Annotated in this window: 8 protein-coding genes and 1 pseudogene; 3 read left to right on the top strand and 6 right to left on the bottom strand. The window is 71.2% G+C overall.

Going from position 1 to position 8,510, the window contains the following annotated elements:
* Window positions 1-42: 42 nt before the first annotated feature.
* The 3 genes from M3Q23_12425 to M3Q23_12415 form a co-directional block, all read right to left on the bottom strand.
* Complete coding sequence (locus M3Q23_12425; GenBank protein MDP9342870.1) at window positions 43-507, bottom strand: hypothetical protein; 465 nt, start codon at window positions 505-507, stop codon at window positions 43-45.
* A gap of 187 nt (window positions 508-694) precedes the next feature.
* A complete protein-coding gene (locus tag M3Q23_12420; GenBank protein ID MDP9342869.1) occupies window positions 695-1,438 on the bottom strand; it encodes a DUF4232 domain-containing protein in 744 nt (247 codons plus the stop codon).
* A complete protein-coding gene (locus tag M3Q23_12415) occupies window positions 1,431-1,964 on the bottom strand; it encodes a SigE family RNA polymerase sigma factor (protein ID MDP9342868.1) in 534 nt (177 codons plus the stop codon). The genes M3Q23_12420 and M3Q23_12415 overlap by 8 nt, the downstream gene beginning before the upstream one ends.
* 106 nt (window positions 1,965-2,070) lie before the next feature.
* On the opposite strand from M3Q23_12415, the pseudogene M3Q23_12410 reads away from it, so the two are divergent.
* Window positions 2,071-2,530, top strand: a pseudogene (locus M3Q23_12410) (hypothetical protein).
* Here M3Q23_12410 and M3Q23_12405 read toward each other — a convergent pair.
* Both M3Q23_12405 and M3Q23_12400 read right to left on the bottom strand, forming a co-directional pair.
* The gene (locus M3Q23_12405; GenBank protein ID MDP9342867.1) at window positions 2,476-3,363 is read right to left on the bottom strand and encodes a hypothetical protein; all 888 of its coding nucleotides are present in this window, start codon (window positions 3,361-3,363) and stop codon (window positions 2,476-2,478) included. The pseudogene M3Q23_12410 and the gene M3Q23_12405 overlap by 55 nt on opposite strands.
* Before the next feature lie 152 nt (window positions 3,364-3,515).
* Window positions 3,516-3,875, bottom strand: coding sequence for an MmcQ/YjbR family DNA-binding protein (locus M3Q23_12400; protein MDP9342866.1), 360 nt, complete (start codon window positions 3,873-3,875; stop codon window positions 3,516-3,518).
* A 91-nt stretch (window positions 3,876-3,966) separates the two neighbouring features.
* Here M3Q23_12400 and M3Q23_12395 point away from each other — a divergent pair, with 91 nt between their 5' ends.
* Entirely contained in the window at window positions 3,967-5,274 is a 1,308-nt protein-coding gene (locus M3Q23_12395) for an aminotransferase class I/II-fold pyridoxal phosphate-dependent enzyme (protein MDP9342865.1), read from the top strand.
* A 111-nt stretch (window positions 5,275-5,385) separates the two neighbouring features.
* Window positions 5,386-6,627: an HAD-IIA family hydrolase gene (locus M3Q23_12390; protein ID MDP9342864.1), complete on the top strand. Its 1,242-nt coding sequence runs from the start codon at window positions 5,386-5,388 to the stop codon at window positions 6,625-6,627.
* Here M3Q23_12390 and M3Q23_12385 read toward each other — a convergent pair.
* On the bottom strand, window positions 6,624-8,432 hold the full coding sequence (locus tag M3Q23_12385; protein MDP9342863.1) for a DNRLRE domain-containing protein: 1,809 nt from the start codon (window positions 8,430-8,432) through the stop codon (window positions 6,624-6,626). The two genes, M3Q23_12390 and M3Q23_12385, sit on opposite strands and share 4 nt — an antisense overlap.
* Window positions 8,433-8,510 lie beyond the last annotated feature (78 nt).

Raw genomic sequence — 8,510 nt, 5'->3', positions numbered from 1 at the left:
GCTCATCGCCGGGCCTCTCACGCCGTGCGTCTGTCGCTTGGATCAGGCGGAGGATCCGGGGACCGGCCCGCCCGGGCCGAAGCCGTCCACCGTGCCGGTCACCTTGAGGTTCTTGTCGAACTGGACGGTGACGAAGCCTCCATCGGCCTTCTGCATGTGGGCCTCGTAGACCGCACCGCCGTTGGAGTCGGTCTCCACCCGGATGATCGTGGCGCCGGGAACGGCAGCCTTGGCCGCCACCGTGGCCGTCGAGAGGTTCGCGCCGCTCAGGAGGGTCTCCCCCGGCCCGTGGGCGACCTGGGCCGGATTGCCCGCGTGGCGCGCCGCGACCCCGGTCGACGAGCTCGACGGCGAAGCCGAGTTGCTCGAGTTGGAACTCGCCGCGCCCGCCACCTGGGAGCCCGCCAGGATGGCCCCGGCGAGCACTCCGGCCCCGAGCAGCCCGCCCGCTCCTAACCAGCGCCTGCGGCGGCTGGCCCGTGCCGCCGGCGCCCCGTTGTCGCTCATGTCCGTCTCCTTTCCGTTGCGGCGCCCGATGCGCCGTTCGACCCCGATGGTGCGGGTCGCCCCTTTGAGCCCGATGCGCGGAAGCTGTGAACCCGGACAGAGTGCCCCCGGAGTGCTCGACTTCCGAACAGTGCCCAGCTACAGAGGCTGCGGGATCTCGGTGGGAGATCGGTCCACGCGGTGAGGGTCAGGCACCCGAGTTCGGCTCGAACGGCCCCACCTCCACCGTCGAGGGCTGTCCGGGCCCGTTGCACGGGGGCGGGCCCAGCGCCTCGAACCCGTTGACGTCGACGGTCCCGCTGCCGGGGATCCGGACCTGCCACAGTGGCGCGGCTCGGCCCTCGGGACACCAGTTGCCCCAGCGGATGCGGACGGAGGCGGAGTCACCGGGCGCCAGCGTCACGACGGGCCACCCCGGCGGCTGGGGAGATGCATTGGCGACCCATCCGGCCGGCGAGGAGCTGAACGCCACGCCAGAGGTGATCGGGTCCAGGTTCCCATCGAGAAGGGTGATCGTTGGCGTCCCCTGGAGCGTGCAGGCCTGGTCCGAGAAGTTCGTGATGGTGACGGCCCCCTCCCGCGAGCCGGCGGCTCCCTCCATCGAGCCCACGGCGCGAAGCTCCCCAGAAGTACAGGCCGAAAGGGCCGAGGGCGGGGGTGTCGAGTGGGCGGAGGACGACGGCGTCGAGTGGCCCGACGCATTGGACGCCGGTCCGACGGTGGGCCGCGACGAGCCGGGGGCGCTCATGGCGCGCAGGCCGGCGAAGCCACCGCCCGCCACCACGACGACCGCGGCCCCCACGGCCAGAGCGTTCAGCGCGATCCGGCGGCGGGTCCGGCGCAGCAGAGGCGGCGGAACCGTGCGATGCAACGGCACGTCGTCGGCTCTCCTGCGAAGAACCTGGCGGAGATCGTCATTCGTGTCACTCACCGTCATCACCCCTGATCTCGTTCCTGAGCGTCTCGAGCCCTCGCGACACGAGCGACTTCACCGTTCCCGGCCGGCATTTCAGAATCTCGGCCACCTGGGCCTCGGACAGGTCCTCGTAGAACCGCAGGACGATGGCGGCGCGCTGGCGCTGGGAGAGCTGCCCCAGCGCCTGCCACAGCACCTGCCGGTCCTCCACGGATGGAGCGGACCATCGCGTCGCGTCGCGCCCGACGTCGCCTCGCGCGCGCTCCAGGTAGTCCCGCTCCACCCTCCGCCGCCGGAAGTGCGAGCGCGAGAGGTTCACCACCGTCCTTCGCAGGTAGGCATGGAACGCGCCGGGGTCCCGCAGGTGGACCAGTCGCCCGGCCAATCGGACGAAGGCGTCCTGGACTAGGTCCTCCGCAAGCGCGAGGTCCCCGGTCAGCAGGTAGGCTAGCCGCACGGCATCGTCGGCATGCCGCAGGTACAGCTCGCCGATTCTGCCGTTCTCCACCGCCGGGGCTCGCTCCACCTTGGCGCTCAGCATCTCTCCATCACGGCTTCCAGGACGCATACGTCCCGGGATCGGTTCCATATCTGCGATCCTCGGGCTCGTCCCCAGGTGACAGGCGACGAACGAAGGAGGCTGCATCGTGGACTTCAAGCTCGAGCTCGTGCTGATCCCCGTCTCGGACGTGGACCGCGCCAAGTCCTTCTACCTCGAACGCGCCCGGCTTCAACCTGGAGGTCGACACCCGCGTCGGCGACGAGATGCGGGTCGTCCAGCTGACGCCGCCGGGCTCGGCGTGCTCGATCGCCATCGGGATCGGGATCACCGACGCGATCCCGGGCTCGGTCCGGGGCACGCACCTGGTCGTCTCCGACATCGAGGCCGCGCGGGACGGACTCGTCGAACGCGGGGTGGAGGTCGGCGAGATCCGGCATCTCGAGGACGGCAGATGGCTGCCGGGGTGTTGCAGGAGCGCCGGAGCAAGCCGGGGGCGTGACCGGGCAGAGCTTCGCCTCCGACGCTGTGAGGACGCCGGCCGCGCCGGGACTTACTGGCCCGCCTCCCCGGTGACCGGGCAGTTCAGGAGCAAGGTCGTGTCCTGAAGGACGATCTTGCCCGTCGCCGCGAGGTGGTCCACCGCCGTGTCGCTCTTGACCACGTGGGGGGTCACCCCGGCCTTCCAGTGCGCGAACGTCTCTCCCCACACCGGGGAGTAATCGGGCTCGCCGGGCTCCGAACCGAGCACCATGAGCTGACCCTTGGCCATCCGTCCCTGGAAGATGTAGATCTCCGGGAAGGCCTTCGAGCCCAGATTGGCCAGGACCGGCGAGAAATTGATGTGCTTGGCCTTGGCCTGGGTCTTGGAGCCCACGTCCGTCGCGAGCATGCCGTCCCGGTGGGCGTCGTAGAAGGTCTTGAACACCGTGGGCGGCGCGACGTGTGCGCCCGCGTCGATGTCCTCTGCGATCACCGGACAGTCGAACAGGAGCTTGGTGCGCGTCGTGGTGAGGTCGCCGGCCGACTCGCGATCGTCGATCTGCGTGTCGCTGGTGAGGAGGACCGGGGTGGCCGACTGCTTCCACGTGACCGTGACCCGGTTCCAGATCGGGGAGTAGTTCGACTCGCCCGGCTCGGAGCCGAGCACCGTGAGCTGGCCCTGCGCGGCGCGGCCCTTGACCACGTAGATCTCGGGGAAGGCCTTGGGCTTGAGCGAGGCCAGGACGGGCGAGAAGTTGATGCCCATGGCCTTGGCGAAGAACTTGCTGGAGGTGTCCGTGCTGACGAACGCATCCAGATGGTCGTCGTAGAACGCCTTCTGGACCTTGGGCGGGGTGAACGCCCCGCGGGGGGTGGTCTGGGTGGCCCGGGCCACGCCGGACCCCATGCCGGCGAGCGCCACGACGAGCGCGGCCGTGAAGGCGATCCTTCGACGCATGTCTCCTCCTTCTCGGTTGTCCCCCTGCCAGCTCCCCACAGGTCTACGAGCCGCCGGACGCCATGGCTTGCACGAATGTCCGGGCGCGGTACGCGCCCGAGCTGGCCGACCTGCTCGATGGCGAAAAGTGTTGCCGCTTCTCCTCTCGGTCTTCAGGGCCCGGCTGCGGGATCACGGTCCAGGTGTGCGCCGGCGACGCTCTTGGGCACGACCATGCGCCATGCGTCGACGACGATCTCGCGCATCTCGACGTCGTCGATGGCGCCCAGGCGGACGACCACCCAGTTGTACCGGAGGTCCGACGGCTCGGGCATCAGGAACTTGTCGGGGTCGGACGCGACCAGGCCTTCACGCTCCTCCTTGGGAAACGCGAACCCCATCAGCGTCTCGTCGCGCGAGAAGGACAGGTAGACGATCCGCCCTACGCGGAACTTGACCCGGTCCCGCACCAGCGCCTCGTACGTCCGGGGCAGGCTCAGGGCCACCTCGCGAACGCCGTCGATCGTCGCCATGGCCGCTCAGTCTTACCAAATCCGTCCGGCCCAGGCGGCCGGGAGCCGCCGCGATTGACTTCCGATTACGTTATAGGCTAAAAATCAATTCGTGCCTGGGCAAAATACGATCGCCGGACGGACCGCCATCGAGATCGCGGCGAGCGTGGAGCGCGCCGTACGCCGGGGGCAGCTGCGGCCGGGAGAGCACCTGCCGCCGATCCGGGCCCTGGCCGCCGACCTCGCCGCCAGCCACGTCACCGTCGCCACCGCCTACCGCCGCCTCCGCGAGCGCGGCTTGGTCGTGGGTGCCGGCCGCGCCGGGACGCGAGTGGCCGCCCGCCCGCCGCTTCCCGTCCAGTACGAGGTGGCCGTGCCGGCCGGGGTTCGCGACCTCACCAGCGGCAACCCCGACCCGGCACTGCTCCCCCCGCTGCCCCACCTCGAGCCCGAACAGGTCCTCTACGGGGTCGAGCCCAAGGACGAGCGCCTGGTCGCACTGGTCGGAGCCGCGTTCCGGGCGGACGGCATCGACGCCGACCACATCACGATCGTGAGCGGCGCGCTCGACGGCATCGAGCGCGTGCTCGGCGCCGCGCTCCGTCCCGGCGACCGGGTGGCGGTGGAGGATCCAGCGTTCCCTCGGGTCCTCGACCTTCTGGCCGCGCTGGGCCTGCGGGTCGAGGGAGTGAGGATCGACGAGGCGGGGATTCGGCCGGAGGCCCTGGAGCGCGCGCTCGGCCGGGGCGTCGATGGCGTGATCCTGACGCCGCGGGCACAGAACCCCGGCGCCGCGGCCCTCGACCCGGAACGGGCCGCCCAGCTGCGCGGGGTCCTGGCGGCGCATCCCGAGGTGCTGGTGATCGAGGACGACCACGCGGCAGGCATCGCGGGGGCACCGGCTGCCTCCGTTTGCGGGGGTCGCGAGCGATGGGCGGTGGTCCGTTCCTTCGCCAAGGGCTTGGGGCCGGACCTTCGCGTCGCCGCGCTGGCGGGCGACGAGGTGACGGTGGCCCGTGTGGAGGGCCGGCAGCTCCTCGGGATCGGCTGGGTCAGCCGCAGCCTCCAGCGGACGGTGGCGGCGATGCTGGCGGACCATCGGACCAGGAAGCGGCTCGCCCGCACCGAGCGCGTCTACGGCGAGCGCCGGCAGGCCCTGGTCGAGGCGCTGGCGGCACATGGAATCGGAGCCTGGGGCCGTTCCGGGCTCAACGTCTGGGTTCCGGTGCCCGAGGAGACGGTCGCCGTCGCGTCGATGCTCGCCGCCGGCTATGCGGTCGCCCCCGGCGAGCGCTTTCGCCTGGCCAGCGGGCCGGGGGTTCGCCTCACGACGGCCACGTTGGAGCCGGGCGAAGCCCCTGCGGTGTCGGCGGCACTGGCCCGCGCCGTCAGGGGAGGGAGGCGCACGTTCAGCGCATGAGCACCGCACCTTCGGATCGGGTTCAGGTCAAGCGGCACCCCGAGCGCGCCCGCTACGACCGAACGGTGGTGGAGGACATCCTCGACGAGGCCCTCATCTGCCGCCTCGATCGTGGACGGGCTCGTGCTGGCCCGGTCGGCGTTCGACCACTCCGTGAACTACCGATCGGTGGTGATCCTGGGAAGGGCCTTCGAGGTCGAGGACGAAGCCGAGAAGGTGCGAGCTCTCAAGGCGATCGTCGAGCACGTGGCTCCGTCCCGGTGGGAAGAGGTCCGGGGCCCCAGTCCCTCCGAGCTCCGGCAGACCACGGTGCTGGGAATCGGCCTCGACGACGCGTCGGCCAAGGTCCGGTCCGGGCCGCCGAAGGACGACGAGGAGGATCTGGTCCTACCCGTCTGGGCCGGCGAGCTCCCGATGCGGCTGGTCGCGCTGGAGCCGCGGGACGACCCGCTCCTGCGGCCGGGCATCGGGCGACCGGCCTGGCTCGACACGTACGACCGGGGGGCGAAGAGCGGTCGCAAGGTCAGCCGGCGCGGGACCGGTGGCGAAGAGGGAACACCCGGGAGTCTCGACTACGACGGCCTGATCGTGGACCTGGATGGCGTCGTCTGGCTCGGAGGCGAGCCCATCGAGGGGGCGGCCGGCGCGATCGCCGCCCTCCGCGCGAACGGAACGCGGGTGGTGTTCGTGACGAACGACCCCCAGAGCTCCGGAGAGGAGCAGGCGGCTCGCTTGGCGGCGATCGGCATCCCGGCCACGGCGGCCGACGTGCTGACCGCGGCGACGGCGACGGCCCGCTTCCTGGAGTCGCGGGGGAATCTCGCCGGCCGTCACGCGTTCGTGATCGGGTCCCCGGCGCTTCGCCGTGAGATCGAGCAGGCGGGCCTCCGCCTCGTCTCCGCGCCCGACGCCGGGAGAGCCGAGGTGGTGGTGGTGGGCGGGCACGACCGGTTCGACTACGACGAGCTGCGTTCGGCCACCACCGCGATCCTCAACGGTGCCGCCCTGTACGCGACCGCACGGGACGCCGTCTTCCCAGCCCATGACGGGCCTCGCCCCGCGACCGGGGCCATCCTTGCCGCGGTCGAGGCGGCGACTGGCGCCACGGCCACCGTGGTGGGAAAGCCCGGTCCGTTGATGTTCCAGATCGCCCGCGACGCGCTGGCGGGGTGCCGGCGCGTGGCCGTGGTCGGTGACCACCTGATCTCCGACGTCGCCGGCGCCAAAGGGGCGGGGCTGGACGCCATCCTGGTCCTCACCGGCACCTCGAGCCGCGACGATCTGGAGGAAGCCACGATCCAGCCCGACCTCGTGCTGCCGAGCATCGCGGCGCTGCCCGGCTTGCGCGGCTAGTCGTCCGGGCGGTCGGACACCCTGCGCACGGACATGCCGTCGGTGGCCGGCCATGAGCTGCGGGTCGCGTAGTGCGCGGAGACACTGGCCGGCGGGACGCTGTGGCAGGCCTGGGACCCCGAGTCGGTGAACGTGCTGCCGGCCACCGGCAGGAACGACCAGTCGTAGCCGTTGGGGTGCAGCGTGAGCTCGAGGACGCCGAACGCGGTGACGTTGCGGAGCTCGCTGTTCGGCTGGATCGACGCGATGCTGCTGTGGTTGCGCCCGCCCGTTCCCACGATGAACTCGCGGATGCCGTACATGGAGTCGGCCACGGCGCCGGGCGTCTGGGGCGCGAAGCGCTCGTAGATGTGGTCGTGGCCGTTCAGCACGATCTCCGCGCCCGCCGCGTACAGGTCCTTCCAGAACGCGTCGAACATGGTGTGGTTGCCGCTCCATCCCGACGTGAACCGGGGCTCGTGCCACCACGCCAGCGTGCAGGCGTTGGGGTGGGCCGCCAGGTCGGCCCGCAGCCACGTCTCCTGCGCCGAGCCGCTCGCGCACCCACCCACGTAGGAGCACTCGCCGTTCAGCGCGATGAGGTGCCAGGTGCCGACGTCGACGCTGTAGTACCCCTTGGACGGGTCGCCGGCGGCCGCGCCGTAGTAGCCGAAGTACCCGGCCGCACCGCCGGTGAGGTACTCGTGGTTGCCGACCCCCGGGTAGGTGATCGACTTGAAGGCCCCCCAGGTGGGGCCGTAGGACTGGCCCCATTTGGCCAGCGCCCCGTCGTCGTACTGGTCGTCGCCCAGCGTGAGGACCGCGGTCAGGGGGGCGGAGGCGAGCAGCGCGGCCGTGGCCTTCTCGGCGCAGCTGTCGGCGGTGCCGCTCCCGCCATTGAAGGACGGGTTCGCGGGATCGCACGCGATGTCGCCGGCGGCGCCGATGATGGGATCGCCGGTGGCGGCCGGTGTGGGCGTGGTGGCCGAGGCGGCCGTGGACTGGGCCGAATGGTTGCCGGCGGCGTCGAAGGCGTCGAGCCCATAGGAGTACGAGGTGCCGCCGGCCACCGCCTGGTCCGCGTAGCTCGTCCCGGTCGCCGTGGCCACGGCCGATCCGTTCCGGTACACGGTGTAGCCGGTCACGCCGACGTCGTCGGTCGACGCGGCCCAGGACAGGTCGACCTCGCCCGAGCTCACGGCGTTGGCCGTCAGGCCGGCCGGCACGGAGGGCGCCATGGTGTCGGCCGGGGCGGCGGTGGTGACGACGAGCTGGGGGGAATTCCCGCCGGTCTCGCGGCTGGCCAGCGTCAGCGTTCCGCCCGCCTGGGTGGTTACACCCACGCTGATGAGCCCGTTCCCGGACACCAGGGACGTCACGTCCAGGGAGATCCACCCCGATTTCACGGCCCCGCTCGACGCGATGATGGTCGAGGACATCGCCGGGGCGTCGGAGTACGTGATGGTGGTTTCGCCCCAGGTGGTGCTGGAGACGAACCGCACGGCGAACCCGGGGCCGAAGTCGTTGTTGGCGTGCAGGCGCAGGGTCGCGGTCGAGACGGCGCCGGTGACGCCCTGGACGTTGAACCGGACGTAGCCGGAACGGTCCTTGCTGACAAGGATCTCGGTGGAGGTCCCGTAGTTCGAGGTCCTGTGCTTGGAGTCCACGTAGGAATCGGCGACCGCCGTCACCGTGGTCTGGGTCCCGGCCGCTGCGGCCGTCGCACCGGTGGCCACGATGGAGGCCATGGCCAGCAGTGCCGAAGCGAGCGCCGTCGTCCTGAAGACGCGGCGCCTCCGGGGATGCCCGAGATAGCCTGCACGCACGACTGTTCCGATCCTCCTCACTCCACCCCCCCGGATGGGTGATGAGCGTAGTCACAGGCCGGGCGATGGCACAACGGG

This window comes from Actinomycetota bacterium (assembly GCA_030774015.1).
GTDB lineage: Bacteria > Actinomycetota > UBA4738 > UBA4738 > JACQTL01 > JALYLZ01.
The sequence above is the reverse complement of the archived record's forward strand: the minus strand, read 5'-3'. Positions and strand labels throughout refer to the sequence as shown.